A 21,392-nucleotide genomic window follows, 5' to 3' on the forward strand; every position below is an offset into this window, starting at 1 on the left:
ACCGGACAGTACCCCTGATGTCATCCGGTCACAACAGTAGAACTCCCTTGCCGGACCAGCCTCGAAGAGAAGGTCGCCATGACCCTGAAGAAGACGGACTCGGCCGAAGCCGAACCGAAGAAGGAATCCAGATCTCTCGCCGGGTTGCAGCGATTCGGGCGCAGTCTCATGCTGCCCATCGCGGTTCTTCCCGCAGCGGGAATTCTGTTGCGGCTGGGCCAGGACGACCTCCTCGGCAGATTCAGTGCTCTGGGCACCGCGGCGGCCGTCATCTCAGCTGCAGGGCAGGCGGTGTTCACCTGGTTGCCCCTGATCTTCGCCGTGGGCATCGCCATCGGCTGGGCCAAGAAGTCGGACGGCTCGACCGCCCTCGCCGCCGTCGTCGGCTACATGGTGATGAACGGTGTCTTCACCGCGATGTCACCGGTGGTACTGGAAGGCAAAGTCGACGCGAACGGCGATCCGGCCGTGATCGACTACGGCGTGTTGGCCGGCATCGTCATCGGCTTGCTCTCCGCCATTCTGTGGCAGCGGTTCTACCGCCAGAAACTGCCGGATTACCTCGGCTTCTTCAGCGGACGACGTCTGGTTCCCATCCTGACCGCTGTCACCGGCCTCGTCGTCGCCGTCGTCATGTCGTTCGTCTATCCGCTCTTCTACAGCGCACTGAACTGGGTCGGAAACACCGTTGCCGATCACAGTGTGGTGGGTAGCGGAATCTACGGTTTCGCCAATCGCATGCTGATTCCGACGGGACTGCACCACATTCTCAATTCGGTCGTCTGGTTCCTCGTCGGTGATTATCAGGACGCGAGTGGTCAATTGGTGCGTGGCGATCTCAACCGATTCTTCGCGGGAGATCCGTCCGCGGGAGTCTTCATGACCGGCTTCTTCCCCATCATGATGTTCGCTCTGCCTGCCGCTGCATTCGCGATCTATCGCAACGCCAAGCCGTCGCAGAAGAAGATCGTCGGCGGAATCATGTTGTCCACCGGTCTGACTGCGTTCGTCACCGGCATCACCGAACCGCTCGAGTACTCGTTCATGTTCGTCGCCTGGCCGCTCTACATCATCCACGCTGTGCTGACCGGAACCTCCATGGCACTGACCAATGCCCTGGGAATCCATGACGGCTTCTTCTTCTCGGCCGGCGGTATCGACTATCTGTTGAACTACGGAATCGCCACCAAGGCATGGCTTCTCATTCCTATCGGCCTGGTGTATGCGGTGATCTACTACTTCCTGTTCAGCTTCGTCATCAAGAAGTGGAACCTGCGCACCCCCGGCCGCGAGGACGACGCGGTTCTCGAACCCGACCGGGCATGAGCGAGTCGATCACGACGACGCTCCGAGGGCGGGTCGTCACACCCGACGCGGTCATCGACGATGCGGTCGTGGCGTTGGCCGGCGATCGAATCTCCTGGGTGGGTCCGGTGTCGGCGTGGCCGGACGAGGCCCCGCCGCAATCGAACTCGACCATCATGCCGGGGCTGATCGACGTGCACTGCCACGGCGGCGGCGGGGCGTCGTTCCCGGATTCTGCCCAGGCCGATCTGATGACCGCGGTACGGCACCACCGCGGCCGCGGCACCACCACGATGCTCGCATCGCTGGTGTCGGCGTCCCCGCGGCGACTGGTCGAGCAGACGTCGATGCTTGCCGATCTGTACGAGTCGGGGGACATCGCCGGGGTTCACCTCGAAGGGCCGTTCCTGTCGGTTGCCCGCTGCGGAGCGCAGGACCCCGCGTCACTCCGTGGCGGCGACACCGGTCTGCTGGCAGACATCATCGACGCCGGGCGAGGAGCGGTACGGTCGATGACACTCGCGCCCGAGATCGACGGCTTCACGGCCGTCGCAAAAATGTTGCGAGAGAACGGTATCGTGCCCAGCATCGGGCACACCGACGCCGACGCGCTCACCACTCGAAGCGCAATCGACGCCCTCGGCGAGGGTGCCATCGGTGCCACCCACCTGTTCAACGGGATGCCCACCTGGCACCATCGGTCGCCGGGACCGGTCAGCGAGTGCTTGGCCGCCGCGGCGCGAGGGTCGATGGTGCTCGAATTGATCGGCGATGGAGTGCATCTCGCCGACGAGACCGTGCGAGCGGTGTTCGATCTCGTCGGCGGTGGGAACATCGCTTTGGTGTCCGACGCGATGGCCGCGGCGGGAATGGCCGACGGCCGCTACCGGCTCGGGCCGCTGGATGTCACCGTACTCCGTTCGGTCGCCCGCCTGTCGCGGGAGAACGATCCCGAGGCGGCCCCGATCGCGGGCGGCACGTCGAGTGTGCTCGACCTGGTACGCCGCGCAGTGCTCGACGCCGGTGTGTCGTTGCTCGACGCAGTGCGTGCCGGGGCAACCACCCCGGCAGCACTGATCGGGATCGGAGCCGAAACCGGTTCTCTCGTAGCCGGATCGAGAGCGGACGTGTTGGTCGTCGACGCATCCCTCGAGCCGGTGCAGGTCATTCGAGGCGGACGCGCGATCGAGGAGGAAAGTTAGATGGAGATCGTCGTACTCCCCACAGCCGCCGACGTGGACCGAACCGCGGCCGACATCGTCGAGCGCGTCGTGCGAACCGACTCGGTCCCGGGATCGGGCCCCGTCCTCGGGTTGGCGACCGGGTCGAGTCCCGTCGGCACGTATCGCGAGCTGGCCCGCCGACATCGCGAGGAAGGGCTGTTCTTCGCTGGGTGTCGGGCGTTTCTGCTCGACGAGTACATAGGGCTTCCCAGAACTGCTGAGCAGTCGTATTTCTCGTTCATTCGCGAGAATTTCGTGGATCTCGTCGATCTGAACGATTCCGCGGTGTTCTCGCCGGACGGTGAAGCCGTCGACATCGCTGCCGAAGCGCGACGATACGACGCCGCGATCGCGGAGGCCGGTGGTATCGATGTGCAGATTCTCGGCATCGGCACCGACGGGCACATCGGCTTCAACGAGCCCGGATCGTCACTACGGTCGAGAACCCGGGTCAAGACGCTCACCGAACAGACTCGGGTCGACAATGCGCGTTTCTTCCCCTCGTCGGAGGACGTGCCGCACCACGTGCTCACTCAAGGCCTCGGCACCATCGACGAGGCGCGTCATCTCGTGCTCATCGCTACCGGAGAGTCCAAGAAAGACGCGGTGGCCGCGGCCGTCGAGGGGCCGTTGTCGGCACGCTGTCCTGCGTCCGCGATTCAGTGGCATCCACACGTGACGGTACTGGTGGACGAGGCAGCTGCCGCGTCCCTCGCTCTCGCGGACTACTACCGCCACGCCTACGCGAACAAGCCCGCGTGGCAACGCCTCTGAGTCAGCGACGGGAGAATTCCGACGCCCGCGAGATCTGATCGTCGGACGGGCGAACTCCGGTGTAGAGAACGAACTGTTCTGCTGCCTGCAAGGCAATGACCTGAGCGCCGGTGATCACCGATTTGTTCGCCGAACGCGCCGCGGTGATCAGCGGCGTCTCCGACGGCATCGCGACCACGTCGAACACTGCCTGCGCCGCGTGGATCTGCGACTCGGTGAAGGGAGTCGAGTCGGCAGCCGGTCCGCCCGCCATTCCCACCGGGGTGACGTTCACCAGCAAGTCGGCTGCGACGGACTCGGCCGACCAGTCGTATCCGTACGCCTCGGCGAGAGCCGGACCGGTCGACGTGTTGCGGGCAACCACGGTGCCGCGGGTGAAACCCGAATCTCGCAGTGCGGCAACCACTGCCTTGGCCATACCGCCGCTGCCGGTCACGGCCACCGAATAATCGGTCGAGAACTCGCTGGACGCGAGCAGATCGGCCACAGCCTGGTAATCGGTGTTGTAGGCGTGCAGCACGCCCGCCTCGTTGACGATGGTGTTGACCGATGCGATCGCGCTTGCAGATTCGTGCATGACGTCGACCAGCTCGATCACGTCCTCCTTGAACGGCATGGAGACCGCGCATCCCCTGATACCGAGTGCACGGACTCCACCGACCGCGGCCGCGAGATCGGTGGTGGTGAACGCCTTGTAGACGAAATTCAATCCCAGTTCGTCGTACAGGTAGTTGTGGAAGCGGGTTCCGATATTGCTCGGCCTTCCCGACAGAGACATGCAGAGCTGGGTGTCACGGTCGAGAAAGCTGCGCGACGACGTCGTTGCCATTGGCCAGACTTTACCGCCCGCGTTCGCATCGCTGGATCAGCAGCTGGGGGCCACCGCAGCAAGGGCGCGGCGGTCGGCCTCGGTGATCGGCAGCTCGTACTGGGCCGCCACCGACAGGTATTTACCCGCGTAGAAACAGTGGTACGCCGCGTTCGGCGGCATCCACTGCGACGGCGTCTTGTCGCTCTTGCTCTGGTTGTCCGGCCCGTTGACCGCCAGCAGATTGAACGCGATGTCGTTCGCGAAACGAATGCGCTTGTCCGCTGCCCAGCCGTCGGCACCCATGTCCCAGGCGGCAGACAACGGATAGACGTGATCGATCTGAATCTTGCCGGCGTCGGACTTGGTGAACTGCAACCGTTCACCGGAGTAGGGGTCGTCCAAGGAGCCCGAGAGCACCACGCAGTCTCGGGTGCCGGCCTTGAACTCGACTTCGGTCATCGACAGTGCCAGCACGTTGTCGCGGGTTCCACACCCGTCGTGCCCGCCCGGTCCGTCGTAGTCGTCCGTCCACGCCGGTCCGAACACGCACCCTTCACCGCTCTTGCATCCGCGCTCGTACCCACGGGGATCGGGTCGTGCGGCGACGACGGCCACCCGATCCAACAGCGTTTCGATCTGGGCGCGGGTGGGGCTGCCCGGAGCCGGGGGTGGGGGAGCCAATCCTGGTATGTCGGACCGGTCACAGGATTCGAACGTCGCCATGACGATCGCGGCGATCACCAACGCCGCCGCTACCCACAGCTTCTTCACACACGCCCCATCGTGAAACTTCGATCTTGCCGACTCTCGTACCTCGCGACAGCAGTGTGCCGGACGGTACCGACACCGCCCGACACGGTCGGGTGTCAGCGGACCTCGATGACGACCTTGCCGAGTGCGTGCCCGTTCTCCACGAGCGCAAGAGCCTCGCCTGCGCGGTCGAGTGGAAACGTGTGATCGATGCGTGGGCGAAGGACGCCCGTCACGACCAGATCGGCCAATCGGGTGAACGCTGCAGTGGTGCGCTCGCGCACTGCTCCAGACCCACCCCACTGGGCGGCGAGCACCGGGTCGGCCACGCTGACGATCGGAGCGCCGGTCTTCACAGCGGCCGTGCGAAGAGTGTCGCCGCCGACCAGATCGACGATTCCGTGCACCGGCCGCGATATCGAATCGACGTACTCGGGTCCGGACTCGACGAACTCCGCACCGAGGCTCTCGATCCACTCCCGCTTGCCCGAGCTCGCCACCCCGAGAACGTCGATACCGTCGGCACGCGCCAGCTGCAGAACCGACGAACCCACACCGCCGCCTGCGCCGAGAACGAGAACCGTGTCGCCTGCAGTCAGCGCCAACCCACGCAGTGCGTCGAAGGCGGTCCCGGCCGCCACCGGCAGTGTCGCCGCGACCGACCAGGACACGGGCTCGGGCTTGTGTGCCGTACCGGCCGCGTTGAGCAGCGTGTACTGCGCATAGCCGCCGTGACCCGACGCCGTCGCCCCGAAGACCTCGTCACCGACCGAGAACCCGTCCACTCCCGAGCCGACGCCCACAACAGTGCCCGACACCTCCCGCCCCAGCACCGCAGGCAAAGTGATCTGCACGGTGTCCTTGCGATTACCCGCCCGCACCTTCCAGTCCGCGGGATTCACCCCCGCGGCATGTACCGCCACGAGAAGCTGTCCCGATCCCGGTTCCGTCACGGGAAGGTCCAGAAATGTCTCGGTGTCGGGGCCGCCGTATTCGTCGAAGCCGTACGCGATCATGGGACCACTGTGCCTCATCGATGAGACATCGGTGCCTCATCGAAGACACATCGGCGCCGGGTATGTCGGTGCGTGCTGGTTGGATGGACCGATGCTGCACGGTCTCTGGTCTCCCGGTGCCGGATTGCTGCTCTGGGACGACGAGATCAGCACCGGAGACGAACCCGACCTACCGGCGACACACTCGCACGTGCTCACCCGCACGTTCCGGCATCGCGCCCGAGTGACGTTTCCCGACTCCACTCGACGCGCCACCCCTCGGGATCCGGTCGAACTGCCGGCGATCGCGCTGGCTCCGCACGATGCGGCCGACCTGTTGCTCCGCACCCCGTCGACCCACCCGCTGATCTCCGGCGACCTCCGGTTCCTGGGTCACGTCGCCCAGGGCATCGAACGGTGGGTCCGGGCCGGACGAGTGGTACCGGCACTGAAATTGATGGACGGCAAGTGGTGGCCGCGTTGGCGGCTGGTCGGCGGCGAGCGTCAACGCGCATGGCTCAGCGAGCTCGCTGTTGCGATGCCGTCGGTGCAGCGAGCGAACGAACGGCCGAAGAAGCTTCTGGACGACATGGTCGAGGAGCTCACCGACCCGATCGTCAGATCGGTGCTCGGCAAGCCCGACTCCGAGCACCCGTTGCTGTCGGCCCTCGTGCGTGACGATCCGTATCTCGATGGGACGCAGAAGATCTCGACGCTGTTCGACAATTGGCGCGCCAGCCTCACCGTCGACGAACCGGCGTTGGTGCTGCGCCTGCTCGAACCGGACGACGACCGGGACGACGAGACCGGTGATGCCGACGGTGCCCCGGACGATGCCGTCGAGTCGTTCTGGACACTTCAGGTGTGCCTGCGCGCGGACGGGGAGGCGCCGCGTCCGGTCCCGATGAGCCGCAAGGTCGACGCGACCTTGCTGTCGACGGCAGTGCGCAAACTCGGCGAGGCCGTCGCTGCCTACCCGAGGCTGCGTGATCTGCCCACCCAGGAGGGCACCCTCGACCTGTTGTTGCCGACGTCGGTGGTCATCGATCTCGTCGAACACGGTGCCACTGCATTGCAGGCCACCGGCACGACGGTCCTGCTGCCGAGGGCCTGGACCAGGTTGGATCCGTCGATGCGATTGCGGGTCGAGTCACCCGCGGTGACCAAAGCTGCGGCCGATCGTGCCGTCGGTATGGACGAGCTGGTGTCGTACGACTGGCAACTGCAGCTGGGCGACATGGTGCTCACCGAGGCGGAGATGAACCGGCTTGCCGTCTCGAAGGGCGACCTCGTCCGGCTGCGCGGGCAATGGGTGCTCGCCGACGGGGGACAGCTGGCGCGGGCCGCGAAGTACGTCGCCGAGCATCACGGTGACGGGACTGCGCTCAGCACGCTGATGCGTGAGATGACGTTGGCCGATCCGCCTCCGGCTCCGGTCCAGGACATCCGCGCTACCGGCTGGGCAGCAACGTTGCTCGAACCCGGGGCGGTTCCGGAAACCATCCCGGTGCCCGACGGTGTCCGAGCGACTCTGCGGCCCTACCAGCAACGTGGTCTCGACTGGCTCGCGTTCATGAGCCGACTCGGTCTCGGTGCCGTGCTCGCCGACGACATGGGCCTGGGCAAGACACTGCAGGTGCTCACGCTGCTCGCTCACGAGAACAGTGCGACTCCGACGCTGTTGGTGGCCCCGATGTCGGTGGTCGGTAACTGGCAACGTGAGGCCGCGAAATTCACTCCTGCACTGCGTGTTCTGGTGCACCACGGTCCGACGCGGTTACGCGACGAGGAGCTCGATCGAGCGATCGCGGAGCACGACCTGATCGTCACCACGTACGCATTGATGGCCAAGGACCGCGCGCAGTTGGCCGCACAGACGTGGCGCCGTGTGGTTCTCGACGAGGCGCAGCACATCAAGAATGCAGGCACCGTGCAGGCGAAGGCGGCACTGGCCATTCCGGCCGATCACAAACTGGCGCTCACCGGGACGCCGGTGGAGAACCGGCTGGACGAGCTGAGGTCCATTCTGGATTTCGCGAACCCGGGCATGATGGGGCGGCCGTCGGACTTCAGGAAGCGGTTCTCGGTGCCGATCGAGCGGGAGAACGACGAGAACGCGGTCTCGCGGCTGCGTGCCATCACGTCTCCGTTCATTCTGCGTCGCGTCAAGACCGATCCCACGGTCATCTCTGATCTGCCGGAGAAGAACGAAATGACCGTGCGCGCCAACCTCACTGCCGAGCAGGCGGCGTTGTACAAGGCGGTCGTCGACGAGATGATGGCGCAGATCGCCGACGCGAAGGGCATGAAGCGCAAGGGTGCGGTGCTCTCGGCCCTCACTCGCCTCAAGCAGGTGTGCAATCACCCCGCGCATTTCCTGTCCGACGGTTCGGCGGTACTAAAGCGAGGTCAGCACCGTTCCGGAAAGATCGGATTGGTCGAGGACATGCTCGATTCCGTTCTCGGTGACGACGAGAAGGCGTTGTTGTTCACGCAGTTTCGAGAGTTCGGTGAGCTCGTGGCACCGTATTTCGCCGAGCGTTTCGGAGTTCAGGTGCCGTTCCTGCACGGCGGCGTGAGCAAGGGCAAGCGCGATGAGATGGTCGAGAAGTTCCAGAGCGACGACGGTCCGCCGATCATGATGCTCTCGCTCAAGGCCGGTGGTACCGGGCTCAACCTCACTGCCGCCAATCATGTTGTGCACCTCGATCGTTGGTGGAATCCGGCGGTGGAGAACCAGGCGACCGACCGCGCTTTCCGTATCGGCCAGCGCAAGAATGTGATGGTGCGCAAGTTGCTGTGTGTGGGCACCGTGGAGGAACGCATCGATTCGATGCTGGTGTCCAAACAGGATCTGGCGGATCTGGCGGTGGGCACCGGTGAGAGCTGGGTGACCGAGATGGACACTGCGGAACTGCAGGAACTGTTTCGTCTCAGCGAAGACGCGGTGGGGGAGTGATGGCCGACTTCTCGCAGTACGGTAAGCGTCGAAAAGCCAAGGGCGGCATCGAGTCTCGTAACAAGCGGGGTGCCTTCGGACAGACGTGGTGGGGCAGGCACTTCGTGGCCGCGATGGAAGATCTGGCCGATCCGGGCCGGATCGCACGGGGCCGGACCTATGCCCGCCAGGGTCAGGTGCTCACTCTCGGCGTCGAACGCGGGCAGATCTACGGTGAGGTGCAGGGCAGTCAGCTCGAGCCGTTCTCGGCGTCGGTCAGCGTGGAGCCGCTCACCGAAGGCGAGGTGGCCGCGCTCGTCGGCCGAGTGCGATCGAACCCCGGCATGCTGGCGGAACTCGCGTCCAACGCGATTCCTCAGGCGCTGGCGTCGGTGCTGCTTCCTCACGACAAGGGGCAACTGGATTTCGACTGTTCGTGCCCCGACGACGGGTGGCCGTGCAAACACGCGGCAGCGCTGATGTACATCGCCGCCGAGCACATCGACGCGTCCGCGGGGACGATCCTGGCACTGCGCGGTGTCGACTTGGATCAGTTGATCGAGGGGGTCGGCGACAGCGACGAGGAGTTCGACCCGGACGACTGGTTCGGCGATCGTGCGGCGTTCCCCGAACTCCCCAAGGTGTCGTTCGCTCCGGCGACGGACGATCTCGATCCGCTGATCCTGCGCAGAATCTTTCGCGCCGACGGTTCGACGGAGGCGGAAGTCAGCCGGGCCTGCGCTGATCTGCGCGCGTTCTACGACCGGATGTGACCGCTCCTGGACTTACATGGACATCCGACTATAGGATGAGCGTACTTAATTCCACGCTCGAGGACGGACACCCATGGCTCGCGAACTCACGCACTTCATCGGCGGCAAGCATGTCGCCGGCACCTCCGGACAGTTCGGGGATGTGTTCGATCCCAATACCGGTGAGGTGCAGGCCCGGGTGCCCCTGGCCGACGTATCCGAGGTCGAGGCCGCCATCGCCGACGCCGAGCAGGCGCAGCGTGAGTGGGCGAAGTGGAACCCGCAGCGGCGCGCTCGGGTGCTGATGAAGTTCCTCGCGCTCGTCACCCGCGACACCGAAGAACTCGCGCGGCTGCTCTCGTCGGAGCACGGCAAGACCATCGCCGACGCCAAGGGCGACATCCAGCGTGGCGTCGAGGTCGTCGAGTTCGCCGTCGGTGTTCCGCACCTGCTCAAGGGTGAGTACACCGAGGGTGCGGGTGGCGGTATCGACGTCTATTCGATGCGTCAGCCGCTCGGTGTCGTTGCCGGCATCACCCCGTTCAACTTCCCGGCCATGATTCCGCTGTGGAAGGCCGGCCCGGCCATCGCCTGCGGTAACGCCTTCATTCTCAAGCCGTCAGAGCGAGACCCGTCCGTACCCCTCAAGCTCGCGGAGCTGTTCCTCGAGGCAGGTCTGCCGCCGGGCGTGTTCAACGTCGTCAACGGCGGCAAGGATGCCGTCGACGTGCTGCTCACCGATGATCGCGTCAAGGCGATCGGCTTCGTCGGATCGACCCCCATCGCGCAGTACATCTACGAGACGGCGGCGCAGCACGGCAAGCGCGCACAGTGCTTCGGTGGGGCGAAGAACCACGCATTGGTGATGCCCGATGCCGATCTCGACGAGGTCGCCGACGCTCTGCTCGGAGCCGCATACGGTTCGGCCGGCGAGCGATGCATGGCGATTTCCGTCGCGGTTCCCGTCGGTGAGGAGACCGCCGACGCGTTGGTCGCCAAACTGACCGAGCGAGTGGCGAAACTGAAGATCGGCCGCAGCGACGACGAGACCGCGGACTTCGGCCCGCTCGTCGGTAGCGATGCGTTGAAGCGCGTCAACGATTACACCCAGATCGGTGTGGACGAGGGTGCCGAGTTGGTCGTCGATGGACGCGGATTCAGTCTCGAGGGCCACGAGGGCGGATTCTTCGCCGGCGCAACGCTGTTCGACAAGGTGACCACCGACATGCGCATCTACAAGGAAGAGATCTTCGGACCGGTCCTGATCGTCGTGCGCGCGAAGGACTACGAGGACGCACTGCGTCTGCCGTCCGAACACGAGTACGGCAACGGCGTGTCGATCTTCACCCGCGACGGCGACACCGCTCGCGACTTCTGCTCCCGCGTCCAGGTGGGCATGGTGGGAGTCAACGTGCCGATTCCGGTGCCGATCGCGTACCACACGTTCGGTGGTTGGAAGCGTTCGGGATTCGGCGATCTCAACCAGCACGGACCGGATTCCATCCGCTTCTACACCAAGACCAAGACCGTCACCCAGCGTTGGCCGTCGGGCACCAAGGAAGCAGCTGCGCAGAATCACTTCGTCATTCCGAACATGGACTGATCGACGATGTTCACGTTGAACGAGGACGAGCGTGCCATCAACGACACTGCTCGTGATTTCGCGGACGAGTTCCTCGCACCGAACGCCGTCGAATGGGATCAGCAGAAGCACTTTCCGGTGGACGTGCTGCGCAAGGCTGCTGCTCTCGGGATGGGCGGCATCTACATTCGTGAAGACGTGGGCGGATCGGGCCTGACCCGCGTCGACGCGGTGCGTATTTTCGAGCAACTCGCAACCGGTGACCCGTCCATCGCGGCCTACATCTCGATCCACAACATGGTCGCCTGGATGATCGACACCTACGGCGACGACGAGCAACGGCAGCGCTGGCTTCCAGGGCTGTGCTCGATGGACCAGCTCGGTAGCTACTGCCTCACCGAACCCGGCGCTGGATCCGATGCGGCAAAGCTCGGTACCAAGGCCGTCCGCGACGGTGACGAGTACGTGCTGGACGGCGTCAAGCAGTTCATCTCCGGCGCAGGCACTTCCGAGGTGTACGTCGTCATGGCCCGCACCGGAGCGCCGGGTCCGCGCGGCATCTCGGCGTTCATCGTTCCGAAGGACACGGCGGGACTGTCGTTCGGAGCGAACGAGAAGAAGATGGGGTGGAACGCTCAACCCACCCGCCAGGTGATCTTCGAAGGTGCCCGCGTTCCGGCTGCCAACCTGCTCGGCGGCGAGGGCGACGGATTTCGGATCGCGATGAACGGGCTCAACGGCGGACGCATCAACATCGCCGCGTGCTCGATCGGCGGCGCACAGTCCGCTCTCGACAAGGCCGTGTCCTACCTCGCCGACCGCAACGCATTCGGTGCCAGGTTGCTCGACTCGCAGGCCCTGCAGTTTCGGCTGGCGGATTTCAAGACCGAGCTCGAAGCTGCGCGAACTCTGCTGTGGCGAGCAGCGGACGGGTTGCAGAACAATGCCGCCGACAAGGTCGAGATGTGCGCGATGGCCAAACGTTTCGGTACCGATACCGGCTTCGAGGTCGCCAACGGGGCGCTGCAGTTGCTCGGCGGATACGGTTATCTCGCCGAGTACGGTGTCGAGAAAATCGTTCGCGACCTTCGGGTCCACCAGATTCTGGAAGGTACCAACGAGATCATGCGCGTGGTCGTAGCTCGCTCCATCGTGGGTGCAGCATGAGCGATGTCCTACTGGAGGTTTCGGGCGGGATCGGTCGCATCACTCTGAACCGCCCCAAAGCCATCAACGCACTCTCGCATGCGATGGTGCAGCAGATAGCTCCGGCGTTGACGCAGTGGGCAACCGACGACAGCGTTGACGTCGTCCTGTTGACCGGAGCCGGCGAGCGAGGATTGTGCGCGGGCGGCGACATAGTCTCGATCTACCACGACGCCAAGGACGGCGGTAGCGGGAGCAAGGACTTCTGGCGCGAGGAGTACGTGCTCAACGCCGCGATCGCCCGCTTTCCCAAGCCCTTCGTCGCGATCATGGACGGCATCGTCATGGGCGGTGGCGTCGGGCTCTCGGCCCACGCGAACACCCGCATCGTGACCGAACGTTCGAAGATCGCGATGCCCGAGGTCGGCATCGGATTCATCCCCGATGTCGGTGGCACCTACCTTCTTTCGCGTGCGCCCGGCGAAACCGGTACCCACTTCGCGCTCACCACGGCGCGGATGAATGCGGCCGACGCCATCGCGGTCGGATTCGCCGATCACTACATTCCGTCGGACAGGCTCGAGGAGTTCTACACCGCCCTCGAGACGGTCAGCGTCGGGGAGGCCGTCGACACGTTCAGCGAGTCGGCTCCGGAATCCACCGGCGCGGCTCAGCAGGAATGGATAGACGAGTGCTACGCCGGTGACGACATTCAGGGCATCGTCGACGCTCTGGCTGCATCGCCGGTGCCGGAGGCGCAGCAGGCGGCAAAGGACATCGCGTCCAAATCGCCGGTGTCTCTTGCGGTGACGCTGCGGTCGCTGCGACGGGCGGCGACGCTGCCCTCCCTCGAGGCCGTGCTCGACGAGGAGTACCGCGTGTCGGTCGCGTCGCTGAGCAGTCACGATCTGGTCGAGGGAATTCGGGCGCAGGTCGTCGACAAGGATCGCAATCCCCAGTGGCAGCCGGCCACGTCGGCGGATGTCGCTGCCGAGGACGTCGACCGATACTTCGCGCCCCTGGGCGACGCCGAACTCGGTCTGTCGAAAGCACTTACAGAAGGTGAGCAGTCATGAGCGAGAAGACGATCGGATTCATCGGCCTCGGGCACATGGGTGGACCGATGGCCGCCAACCTGGCTGCGGCCGGGTACACGGTGCAGGGCTTCGATCTTGTTCCCGCGGCGCTGGAGCAGGCCACGAAGGACGGCGTCACTGTGGTGGAGTCCGCGGTTGCGGCCGTCGCCGGAGCCGACATCGTGATCACGATGTTGCCGAACGGGAAACTGGTGCTCGGGCTGTACGGGGACCTGCTTCCGGCCGCGGCACCGGGGACGTTATTCATCGATTCGTCGACCATCGACGTCGCCGACGCGCATGCCGCGCACCGGTTGGTGCACGAGGCCGGACACCGTAGCCTCGACGCTCCGGTCTCGGGCGGTGTCGGGGGAGCGGCCGCAGGCACGCTCACGTTCATGGTCGGTGGTTCGGAGGACGATTTCGCCTCCGCCGCTGCCGTTCTCGATGTCATGGGCCGCAAGGTCGTGCACTGCGGACCGGCAGGCAACGGCCAGGCCGCCAAGATCTGCAACAACATGATTCTCGGTGTATCGATGATTGCCATCAGCGAGGCCTTCGTGTTGGGCGAGAAGCTCGGTCTGAGCAATCAGGCGCTCTTCGACGTGGCATCGACCGCGTCCGGCCAATGCTGGGCGTTGACGACCAATTGCCCGGTGCCCGGTCCGGTTCCGACGAGCCCGGCGAACAACGAGTACAAGCCCGGATTCGCGGCGGCCCTCATGGACAAGGATCTGGGTCTGGCTGCGAATGCACTGCGCGACAACGGGGTCGAGGGAGTACTCGGACTTCGCGCAGCCGAGCTCTACGCTCGGTTCAAGGAAACGTCCGGTGGCGGAACCGACGTGGACTTCTCCGGCATCATCAACGACATCCGCGAACGCTCGAACGGAGCTGCTCAGTGACCGACTACGAAACCATCCTGCTCGAACGCCGGGGACGCGTCGGCACCATCACGCTGAACCGTCCGAAAGCATTGAACGCGCTGAACTCTCAGTTGATGCGTGAGGTCGTGTCGGTGGTCGAGGAACTCGATGCAGATTCCGAGATCGGTGCCATTCTGATCACCGGATCCGAACGGGCTTTCGCAGCCGGGGCCGACATCAAGGAAATGCAGCCCAAGTCGTACATGGACGTGTACCTCGACGACTTCTTCGCGGCGTGGGATCGACTGGCCGCGGCGCGGACGCCCCTCATCGCGGCGGTCTCCGGTTATGCACTCGGTGGCGGGTGTGAACTCGCGATGCTGTGCGACGTTCTGATCGCCTCGGACACCGCGGTATTCGGACAACCCGAGATCAAGCTCGGCGTCATTCCGGGAATCGGTGGCTCGCAGCGCCTGACGCGTGCGGTAGGCAAGGCCAAGGCCATGGAGATGTGCCTGACCGGCCGGAACATGAAGGTCGAGGAAGCCGAGCGAGCAGGATTGGTCTCGCGCATCGTGCCGGTCGCGGATCTCCTCGACGACGCCATCGCAACCGCGACCACGATCGCCGAGATGTCGCTACCGGTTGCCATGATGGCGAAGGAAGCAGTGAACCGATCGTTCGAGTCGAGCCTTCGTGAGGGAGTTCTGTTCGAGCGCCGCGTGTTTCATTCGACGTTCGCCACGGAGGATCAGAAGGAAGGCATGTCGGCTTTCATCGAGAAGCGCACGCCCAACTTCCAGCACCGGTAGTGCTGGCCGCACTTTCGGGTCGTTCCGCGGGCTCCACGCGTGCTTTCGGGTCGTTCCGCAGGCTCGACTCCCGGGGCCGTCCTACCTGTCGGGGGACAGGAGGGCGGCCCCGCGGGCCGAGACCAGCTCGGGCATGGTCGGCACCAGGGTCGTCAGGCCGGTCCGTAGTTCGAGAGACCGCGCTATCGAGGTGATGTTCGCGCCGCCGCCGACCACGACGATGGACTGCGGTCTGGCACCGGACAATTCGATGGTCTGCTCCACCAGCATGCCTGCGTAACGGACGGGTCCCGCGATCAGATCGTCGAAGTCGCGCCGTGTCAGCACATGCCGTGCAGTGCCGGCTGGGTCCGTGGTGCTGACGACGGAATCGACACTCAGTTGCTCCTTGATGGACCGGCTGGCGTCGATTCCGACGCGAACGCCGTTGGACGAGAGCAGCCGGCGCACCGAGTGATCGAGATCGTCGCCGCAGAACGTGGCAGTGCGCCGCGTCATGAGGGTGCGAGTAGACGCGAGATCGATGACGGTGACCGTGGTCCCGGTACTACCGATGTCGCACAGCACGGTGACGCCGTGATTGGGGACCAGCCCGATGAATCGTAGAAACCTCACTTGCGCAGCGGTTTCCGGAACGAGTGAGGCCGTGCGTGCGGTACCTCGGGTGGCGACCGTGCCGGGATCGGTGGCCACCCGGTAGGCAATCGCAGAGAACTGGACCGGGAGCGACATCGTCGCGGCGATGGCATGGATGGCGTCGACGCCGGTGGCGATCGTGGTGGCCAGCGACTGCCCGGGAGCGCGGCGCACGGTCCGCGACACGATGGGTGTGCGGTGGGGGCTGTCCAGATACGTCAGAATTGCGCGTGCACCGTGCGCACCCGCTCCGACCTGTTCCCGGAGCAATTGGACCACGAACGGTACGGCTGTGCCATTGTCTTGTGACGAGTCACCATCGAACTCAGAACGATGTGGTGATGTCATCACTGTCGAAATCGCCTGCATCCGAACGCAGTTCCGCAAGGATGCGCACCAACGCCATCAGCTTGTCGCGCGCGAGCCCGGGCTTGGCGAACACCAGCGTGTTCAGGCGCTCGGTGGCTTCGACCGCCAACGTGCGCCCCTGCTCGGTGATTTCGACCAGGGTTGTCCGTCGATCGCTGGGATGGGGAATCCGGCGCACGTAGCCGACCGATTCGAGGCGGTCCACCGCGTTGGTCACACTGGTGGGGTGCACTTGCAGTCGGGCACTGGCCTTCGCCATCGGTAGCGCGCCGTTCTTGGTGAACGTCAACAACGTCAGCAACTCGTAGCGCGAAAACGTCAGTCCCGTCGGCTTGAGCGCTTCCTCGACCCGGGCCAGCATGATCTGCTGCGCGCGCATCAGCGAGGTGACCGCGGCCATACCGTCGGCGGCATCGGACCACCCGTGCTTGGTCCACTGACGGTGGGCCTCTGCAATGGGGTCGAGGGGAAGCGGCGACGGTGCTGGCATACACACCATCCTCCCACGGTGCCCGGTTCGAGCGTCTACCGAATGACGGTGCGAAGTACCGCGAGTGGTACCCGATCGGTGATCGCTGCTCGAGTCCGCGAAATCTGCTCGCGGGCATCGGCTGTGCGCGCGCTGTCGGTCTCGTCGACGGTCAGGGCGGCGTCCAACAGGCTCAATTGCGCCAGCACGGCGTCGACATCGTCGGTGGAGCGCGCCGCGCGGCCGACCCTCTCGGCGAGACGAATTCCGGCCTGGACCACCATAGGACTGCCGGTCCCGTAGATGCGCACCGCATCGAGCGCATGGTCGATCAAGATCGAGACGGGCACCCGCCGCACGATCAGTCGCACCTCTCCGTCGGTTCCACGCCGTCCGCGTGACGGTGCCGGCCGTTGGACCAGTGCAACGAGTCCGACGGAGAGATCGTCGATGGCGTTACGCGCCGTGTAGGGATCGTTGACCCCGGTGGACAGCGCCCGGACCGCCATTTCCGTCATCTGCTCGACGGCGAACGCGATGTCGTGGCGCGGCGTCCTACTGGTACCGATGTCGACAGAAGAGCGGACTCGGTCGATCGATGCGTCGGAGATGTCGGCCGAGCGATCGGCGAGAATGTCGACGAGCGGCTCGCCGGAGACGATGTGCTCGCCCGGGACCCGATGAATCTCGATCAGCGTGCCGTTGTCGCTCGCGATGCCCAGCAGTGCGTCCTCGTCGATGTCGATGATCACCCCGGATGTCTCGGCCAGGACCGTCACGTAGACAGGTGGTTTCGAGATGCCGTCGATCGAAGCGGCGTCGTCGGGACGATCGGTCGGGTAGAGGGAGTCGACGGATTCCGACAACTCGTCGCGGACTCTCGCGGACAGGGTGGCCACCTGAATCGACTGCGCGATGTGGTGGATGAAGTAGACGAGCACGCCCACGTCGACGACGGCGAGCGCGACTGCCACGTTGACGGCGATGTCCGGGACGAACACCGAACCATCGGATTCGATCGAACGAATCGACCGCAGCACCATCAGCGAGTACAGGAACGTCGCCCCGAAGATCCCCAGAACCATCTGATTCCCGCGGTCCGCCATGAAGTTTCGCACCAGACGGGGGCCGTACGAGGAGCTGGCCGTGGCGAGGACGGAGATGGTGATGGAGAACGACGTGGCAGCCACCCCCAGCATCGAGCCACCGATCGCCCCGAGGATGTCCCGGCTGCCACTCGCCCCGACGTGATAGAGCAACGAACCCGTCAGGTCCACGCGGGTGTCGAGTAGGTAGCGATCGAGGCTGACGAGCGCCTGCGCCAGTAGGAGTGCGAGAACTCCGAGGACGGCGGGAATGAACCAGAACGACTCCCGCAACCGCGCTATGTGTTCCTTCATGAGCGACAGTCTTCCCGCCCAGGAACGAATCGACACCCGCATTTGGAATCGCGGCGCTCGCTTCGTTCGAACGAGGCTTGCCGGCACAGGCCGGCCTCGATTCGTCTCAAGCGAGCAGAGCAGGCTTTCGTGCCACGGTGACGGCCCAGTCCGCGTCGGCGCGCCAGGGCCGCAGGTCCCAGGTGGAGAACCGATGTTCGACGGAAAATCCGACGGCAGTGAGATCCTCGTGGAGTTCGTCGGCTGTGTATGCCCGGTCGGTGGCGAAGCCGGTGACGAACACTCCGCCGTCGTTCAGATGTGCCCAGATGCGTTCGAGCGCAGCGCGTTCGGTGCCGGGCTTCAGAAAAACCAACACGTTGCCGGCCGCGACGACCGCGTCGAACGTGCGATTCAACTCGAGCGTGGTCAGATCCGCGAGATGCACGTCGAGTTCGGGATGACTACGCGCCTTCTCGACCAGAATCGGATCGAGATCCACGGCGGTGACGTGGTGGCCACGTCGCGCCAGTTCGGCACCGAGTCTGCCCGTACCGCAGCCGGCGTCGAGGATGGTCGACGCGGGGGAGACCACCGCGTCGACCATGCGGGCTTCACCGTGCAGATCCACGCCGCGTTCGGCCAGACGATCGAATCGCTCGATGTACCGGGCGGAGTCGTCGGCGGAGTTCTCGGCTTGCCAGCGCGTGGTCATACCGCCAGGGTAGGTCAGCTCGGTTCGTCGAGGGCCGACCGGGCTTCGGCCACGCGTGCCCGGGCCGCCTCGAGCGCCTCCGCCGTCGACTCTGCCTGTTCGACGCGTGCTCTCTCCGCGGCCCGCGCAGCCTTCGCTGTGGCTCTCGCGGCGTCAAGCTCGCCTTCGAGTCTCTCGACTTCTGCTGTGGCACAACGTCGTTCGGACGCAGCGCGTTCTGTGTCCTGGTCGGCAGCGTCGGCCGCATCGCGTGCGGCATCGAATGCGGTTTCGGCAGAGTCGAGTTCGGCGACCAGGCGATCGTGTTCGGCCTGGCGCAGCCGCTCGGCTTCGTTCTCGGCATCGGATTCCGCTGCGGACTCGGGCGCGTCATCGGCAATGTCCGGTTCGCCGTCGTCCTCGGTCTCGGTCTCGGTCTCGGTCTCAGGAGGATCCGGAACGAGCGAGAGCAGCGCGGGGCCGAAGCCGCTGTATGTCTCGGCCACCACCGTTCGGCCCGCACGAACCCGGTCGCGGATCTCCGGATCGGCCATTGCAGCATTGAGGGTGTTGGAAACCTCGCGCGCCGCGTTGTCGCCGACGGTCACGCCACGTTCGAGACCCAATGCAACGGCTCGATCGGTGAGCGCGCGTATCGAAGCGCTTCGAGCGGTGGACAACTCACGCAGTCGATGTCCGTCGCCGCGTTGCTGAGCCCGTTCGAGTTCGGCACCGAGGTCGAACAACTCGGCGACCGCGGATTCGTCCTGACGAGCGAGTGTGTTCACCAACCAGGCCACGACAGTGGGTTTACGGAGTCCGCCGATACGAGTGGCACCGGACTTGTCTCCGGCCTTCTTGAACCGGGTCACATACGCCGATCGGTGCGACACGAAGTCGGCGGGTGCCAGTGAATACAGCTCGTCGATGACGGTGTCGATATCGGGGAGATCCTCGGACATGTGAACAGTCCGTCTCGTTCGAGCAGTCACCTCGGGGAAGTGACATGCGTGAAAGATGTGTGCCCCCGGCAGGATTCGAACCTGCGGCCTTTCGCTCCGGAGGCGAACGCTCTATCCCCTGAGCTACGGGGGCGCACCGGCTTCAGCCGGCGTGCCTGTTGGGCTGTACGAAAGACTAGCGCATGTGCGACGCGAGTCGAAATCACCCCTCGGGCAGCGGCTGCGCACCCTTCGCCGCGAGCATCTGCTTCATCAGAGTCGACTCACTCGTCTGCGTTGCGACCATGGACTTCGCCAGGTTGATCACCGCAGGAGACTGCGCGTGCGTCTGGGCGTATTCCATCATCGCCAGGCCGCCCTCGTGGTGACGCAGCATCAGCTGCAAGAACATGACGTCGACGTCGGTTCCGGTCGCTTGGCGTAGTGCGGCGAGCTCCGTGGAGCTGGCCATGCCGGGCATGGCCCTGGTGGGATCGGAGGATCCCGGTTCCATCGACATGCCGCCCATCGAATGGCCGTGAGAGTCGTCGGCCGTCATCCAGGTCATGTATCCGTCGGTCGAGATCGGCGCGCGGTCCCACAATGCGAGCCAGCCCTGCATCTGGCCCACCTGATTCTGTTGCGACGTGAGCATGTCGAACGCCAGGCTCTTGACGGCCTGATCGGGCGCGTTGGTCAACGCGACCGCGGCCATTTCGATGGCCTGGTTGTGGTGCACCGTCATGTCCTGGGCAAATCCGACGTCGACCGAATCTGCTGCGGGGGCGTTGTCACCGTTGCGGAACGGATTCTGCGCCAGGAAGCCCAGCGCGAATCCGATCGCCAGTACGGCGATCACGGCCAAGGCGACCAGCGCAGTGCGCTGGCTCCGCTTGGTCTCGGGGACGCCGTTGACCGAGTCGACTGTCGATTCGGTCATCAGCTCGCGGGCACCTGGAGATCGCTGGGCAGCTGTGCTCCGCCGGGCAGGCCGCTCGGCATTCCGCCTGCGCCGCTGGTCTCGCTGGCGTCGGGAGTGATGCCTGCGCCGTCCATCGGAACGGCGTCCGCACCCGGGGCCGAAGCGTCGAACAGCGGCGGGTTGTCGGGATCGAACGCGTTGTCACCGACTCCGGGCACGGATGCGCAGCTGGCACCGACCTCCGGGTAGGCGAATCGATTGAGGCGCAGAGCCGAGATGAACTGACCGATGCGCTCGTCGTCGACGCTGTCGAGCTTGAGCTGGTGACCCCAGGACTGCAGCGAGACGGGAGTGTCGAGGCCCGGGTACGGCGACATCATCATCTGCGTTTCCCCGTCGACGCGGTCGGCCAGGGACTGAATCTGGTCTTCGTTGAGGTCGTCGGGGTTGTACGTCACCCAGACCGCTCCGTGTTCGAGGGAGTGCACAGCGTTCTCGGTGCGGATGGCGTCGGGGTAGACGATGCCGGTGCAAGTGGCCCACACCGCATCGTGCGGTCCACCGAACGGCGGCGTCTGGTCGTAGGCGACGCGTTGCGCGCGCCCGACGTGCAGGGCTGCCGGGTATTCCTTGATGGTGACGCCGTCGATTCCCGTCGACGGATCCTGATTGCTCTCGCTGGGCGCGAATTTCTGCGCCTCGGCGCGGTCCTGGTACTTGGGGTAGAGGTTGACCCCGAGGCCCACGACGAGTCCGACGACCACAACGACACCGGCAACCGTCAGCCAGGGAATCTGTCTGCCCTTGGCGGCGGGGACGCCGCCCTGCTTCTTGCGAGCTGACTTCTTGTTGGCTGCACTGATGGCTTTGTCTGCCTTCGCAGCCGACTTGTTCTGACTGCCTTTGTCGGGACCCGTTGGCATCGCTGTGGTTGCTCTCTCAGTCGAGGAAA

General features: G+C 65.0%; 20 protein-coding genes and 1 tRNA gene. 10 read left to right on the forward strand and 11 right to left on the reverse strand.

What is annotated here, in order from left to right; translation table 11 throughout:
* Positions 1-78 precede the first annotated feature (78 nt).
* From J1M81_RS07340 to nagB, 3 genes are read left to right on the forward strand one after another with little or no spacing between them, the layout of a single operon-like run.
* On the forward strand, positions 79-1,326 hold the full coding sequence (locus tag J1M81_RS07340; protein WP_032365561.1) for a PTS transporter subunit EIIC: 1,248 nt from the start codon (positions 79-81) through the stop codon (positions 1,324-1,326).
* The gene (locus tag J1M81_RS07345; protein ID WP_206497831.1) at positions 1,323-2,507 is read left to right on the forward strand and encodes an N-acetylglucosamine-6-phosphate deacetylase; all 1,185 of its coding nucleotides are present in this window, start codon (positions 1,323-1,325) and stop codon (positions 2,505-2,507) included. Before J1M81_RS07340 ends, J1M81_RS07345 begins: the two co-directional genes overlap by 4 nt.
* Positions 2,508-3,302 (forward strand): glucosamine-6-phosphate deaminase, encoded by a 795-nt coding sequence (gene nagB, locus J1M81_RS07350; RefSeq protein ID WP_206497832.1) that lies wholly within the window; start codon positions 2,508-2,510, stop codon positions 3,300-3,302. It begins immediately after the preceding gene.
* Position 3,303: 1 nt separating this feature from the next.
* Here the strand turns inward: nagB and J1M81_RS07355 are convergent, their stop codons facing one another.
* The 3 genes from J1M81_RS07355 to J1M81_RS07365 form a co-directional block, all read right to left on the reverse strand.
* Positions 3,304-4,131, reverse strand: coding sequence for a shikimate 5-dehydrogenase (locus J1M81_RS07355; protein ID WP_206497833.1), 828 nt, complete (start codon positions 4,129-4,131; stop codon positions 3,304-3,306).
* A 36-nt stretch (positions 4,132-4,167) separates the two neighbouring features.
* Positions 4,168-4,884 (reverse strand): HNH endonuclease family protein, encoded by a 717-nt coding sequence (locus J1M81_RS07360; protein ID WP_374223895.1) that lies wholly within the window; start codon positions 4,882-4,884, stop codon positions 4,168-4,170.
* Positions 4,885-4,979: 95 nt separating this feature from the next.
* A complete protein-coding gene (locus tag J1M81_RS07365; RefSeq protein WP_206497834.1) occupies positions 4,980-5,879 on the reverse strand; it encodes an NADP-dependent oxidoreductase in 900 nt (299 codons plus the stop codon).
* Between the two features lie 91 nt (positions 5,880-5,970).
* Between J1M81_RS07365 and J1M81_RS07370 the strand changes: the two genes are divergently transcribed.
* The 7 genes from J1M81_RS07370 (at position 5,971) to J1M81_RS07400 (ending at position 15,030) form a co-directional block, all read left to right on the forward strand.
* Positions 5,971-8,817 carry a DEAD/DEAH box helicase gene (locus J1M81_RS07370; RefSeq protein WP_032401285.1) on the forward strand — a complete coding sequence of 949 codons (2,847 nt, stop codon included), beginning with the start codon at positions 5,971-5,973 and terminating at the stop codon, positions 8,815-8,817.
* The gene (locus J1M81_RS07375) at positions 8,817-9,569 is read left to right on the forward strand and encodes an SWIM zinc finger family protein (protein ID WP_032401270.1); all 753 of its coding nucleotides are present in this window, start codon (positions 8,817-8,819) and stop codon (positions 9,567-9,569) included. Before J1M81_RS07370 ends, J1M81_RS07375 begins: the two co-directional genes overlap by 1 nt.
* A gap of 73 nt (positions 9,570-9,642) precedes the next feature.
* Positions 9,643-11,151, forward strand: coding sequence for a CoA-acylating methylmalonate-semialdehyde dehydrogenase (locus J1M81_RS07380; protein ID WP_032406296.1), 1,509 nt, complete (start codon positions 9,643-9,645; stop codon positions 11,149-11,151).
* Positions 11,152-11,157: 6 nt separating this feature from the next.
* On the forward strand, positions 11,158-12,297 hold the full coding sequence (locus tag J1M81_RS07385) for an isobutyryl-CoA dehydrogenase (RefSeq protein ID WP_032383699.1): 1,140 nt from the start codon (positions 11,158-11,160) through the stop codon (positions 12,295-12,297).
* On the forward strand, positions 12,294-13,352 hold the full coding sequence (locus J1M81_RS07390) for an enoyl-CoA hydratase/isomerase family protein (protein WP_206497835.1): 1,059 nt from the start codon (positions 12,294-12,296) through the stop codon (positions 13,350-13,352). The genes J1M81_RS07385 and J1M81_RS07390 overlap by 4 nt, the downstream gene beginning before the upstream one ends.
* The gene (mmsB, locus tag J1M81_RS07395) at positions 13,349-14,257 is read left to right on the forward strand and encodes a 3-hydroxyisobutyrate dehydrogenase (protein ID WP_027497925.1); all 909 of its coding nucleotides are present in this window, start codon (positions 13,349-13,351) and stop codon (positions 14,255-14,257) included. The genes J1M81_RS07390 and mmsB overlap by 4 nt, the downstream gene beginning before the upstream one ends.
* Complete coding sequence (locus tag J1M81_RS07400) at positions 14,254-15,030, forward strand: enoyl-CoA hydratase (RefSeq protein WP_032373980.1); 777 nt, start codon at positions 14,254-14,256, stop codon at positions 15,028-15,030. Before mmsB ends, J1M81_RS07400 begins: the two co-directional genes overlap by 4 nt.
* A gap of 81 nt (positions 15,031-15,111) precedes the next feature.
* Here the strand turns inward: J1M81_RS07400 and J1M81_RS07405 are convergent, their stop codons facing one another.
* From J1M81_RS07405 to J1M81_RS07440, 8 genes are all read right to left on the reverse strand, one after another.
* On the reverse strand, positions 15,112-15,945 hold the full coding sequence (locus J1M81_RS07405) for a hypothetical protein (RefSeq protein ID WP_308051234.1): 834 nt from the start codon (positions 15,943-15,945) through the stop codon (positions 15,112-15,114).
* A gap of 46 nt (positions 15,946-15,991) precedes the next feature.
* On the reverse strand, positions 15,992-16,525 hold the full coding sequence (locus J1M81_RS07410; protein WP_032365573.1) for a MarR family winged helix-turn-helix transcriptional regulator: 534 nt from the start codon (positions 16,523-16,525) through the stop codon (positions 15,992-15,994).
* Positions 16,526-16,560: 35 nt separating this feature from the next.
* On the reverse strand, positions 16,561-17,904 hold the full coding sequence (locus J1M81_RS07415; protein ID WP_206497836.1) for a DUF2254 domain-containing protein: 1,344 nt from the start codon (positions 17,902-17,904) through the stop codon (positions 16,561-16,563).
* 106 nt (positions 17,905-18,010) lie between these two features.
* Positions 18,011-18,598 (reverse strand): class I SAM-dependent methyltransferase, encoded by a 588-nt coding sequence (locus J1M81_RS07420; RefSeq protein WP_206497837.1) that lies wholly within the window; start codon positions 18,596-18,598, stop codon positions 18,011-18,013.
* A 14-nt stretch (positions 18,599-18,612) separates the two neighbouring features.
* Positions 18,613-19,539, reverse strand: coding sequence for a hypothetical protein (locus J1M81_RS07425; RefSeq protein WP_032401273.1), 927 nt, complete (start codon positions 19,537-19,539; stop codon positions 18,613-18,615).
* 60 nt (positions 19,540-19,599) lie between these two features.
* Positions 19,600-19,672: transfer RNA gene (locus J1M81_RS07430), tRNA-Arg, on the reverse strand.
* A gap of 69 nt (positions 19,673-19,741) precedes the next feature.
* The gene (locus tag J1M81_RS07435) at positions 19,742-20,458 is read right to left on the reverse strand and encodes a DUF305 domain-containing protein (protein WP_032401274.1); all 717 of its coding nucleotides are present in this window, start codon (positions 20,456-20,458) and stop codon (positions 19,742-19,744) included.
* Complete coding sequence (locus J1M81_RS07440; protein ID WP_206497838.1) at positions 20,458-21,363, reverse strand: DUF3105 domain-containing protein; 906 nt, start codon at positions 21,361-21,363, stop codon at positions 20,458-20,460. Before J1M81_RS07440 ends, J1M81_RS07435 begins: the two co-directional genes overlap by 1 nt.
* Between the last annotated feature and the right edge of the window lie 29 nt (positions 21,364-21,392).

The organism is Rhodococcus sp. KRD175, assembly GCF_017168275.1.
Taxonomy (GTDB): Bacteria; Actinomycetota; Actinomycetes; order Mycobacteriales; family Mycobacteriaceae; genus Rhodococcoides; species Rhodococcoides fascians.

Bases quoted from the DNA above. Each gene is read 5' to 3' on its own strand.
- J1M81_RS07340 (WP_032365561.1), top strand. From the start codon at position 79: ATGACCCTGAAGAAGACGGACTCGGCCGAAGCCGAACCGAAGAAGGAA.
- J1M81_RS07435 (WP_032401274.1), bottom strand. From the start codon at position 20,458: ATGACCGAATCGACAGTCGACTCGGTCAACGGCGTCCCCGAGACCAAG.
- nagB (WP_206497832.1), top strand. From the start codon at position 2,508: ATGGAGATCGTCGTACTCCCCACAGCCGCCGACGTGGACCGAACCGCG.
- mmsB (WP_027497925.1), top strand. From the start codon at position 13,349: ATGAGCGAGAAGACGATCGGATTCATCGGCCTCGGGCACATGGGTGGA.
- J1M81_RS07355 (WP_206497833.1), bottom strand. From the start codon at position 4,131: ATGGCAACGACGTCGTCGCGCAGCTTTCTCGACCGTGACACCCAGCTC.
- J1M81_RS07380 (WP_032406296.1), top strand. From the start codon at position 9,643: ATGGCTCGCGAACTCACGCACTTCATCGGCGGCAAGCATGTCGCCGGC.
- J1M81_RS07370 (WP_032401285.1), top strand. From the start codon at position 5,971: ATGCTGCACGGTCTCTGGTCTCCCGGTGCCGGATTGCTGCTCTGGGAC.
- J1M81_RS07365 (WP_206497834.1), bottom strand. From the start codon at position 5,879: ATGATCGCGTACGGCTTCGACGAATACGGCGGCCCCGACACCGAGACA.
- J1M81_RS07385 (WP_032383699.1), top strand. From the start codon at position 11,158: ATGTTCACGTTGAACGAGGACGAGCGTGCCATCAACGACACTGCTCGT.
- J1M81_RS07390 (WP_206497835.1), top strand. From the start codon at position 12,294: ATGAGCGATGTCCTACTGGAGGTTTCGGGCGGGATCGGTCGCATCACT.
- J1M81_RS07440 (WP_206497838.1), bottom strand. From the start codon at position 21,363: ATGCCAACGGGTCCCGACAAAGGCAGTCAGAACAAGTCGGCTGCGAAG.
- J1M81_RS07410 (WP_032365573.1), bottom strand. From the start codon at position 16,525: ATGCCAGCACCGTCGCCGCTTCCCCTCGACCCCATTGCAGAGGCCCAC.
- J1M81_RS07345 (WP_206497831.1), top strand. From the start codon at position 1,323: ATGAGCGAGTCGATCACGACGACGCTCCGAGGGCGGGTCGTCACACCC.
- J1M81_RS07425 (WP_032401273.1), bottom strand. From the start codon at position 19,539: ATGTCCGAGGATCTCCCCGATATCGACACCGTCATCGACGAGCTGTAT.
- J1M81_RS07420 (WP_206497837.1), bottom strand. From the start codon at position 18,598: ATGACCACGCGCTGGCAAGCCGAGAACTCCGCCGACGACTCCGCCCGG.
- J1M81_RS07375 (WP_032401270.1), top strand. From the start codon at position 8,817: ATGGCCGACTTCTCGCAGTACGGTAAGCGTCGAAAAGCCAAGGGCGGC.
- J1M81_RS07415 (WP_206497836.1), bottom strand. From the start codon at position 17,904: ATGAAGGAACACATAGCGCGGTTGCGGGAGTCGTTCTGGTTCATTCCC.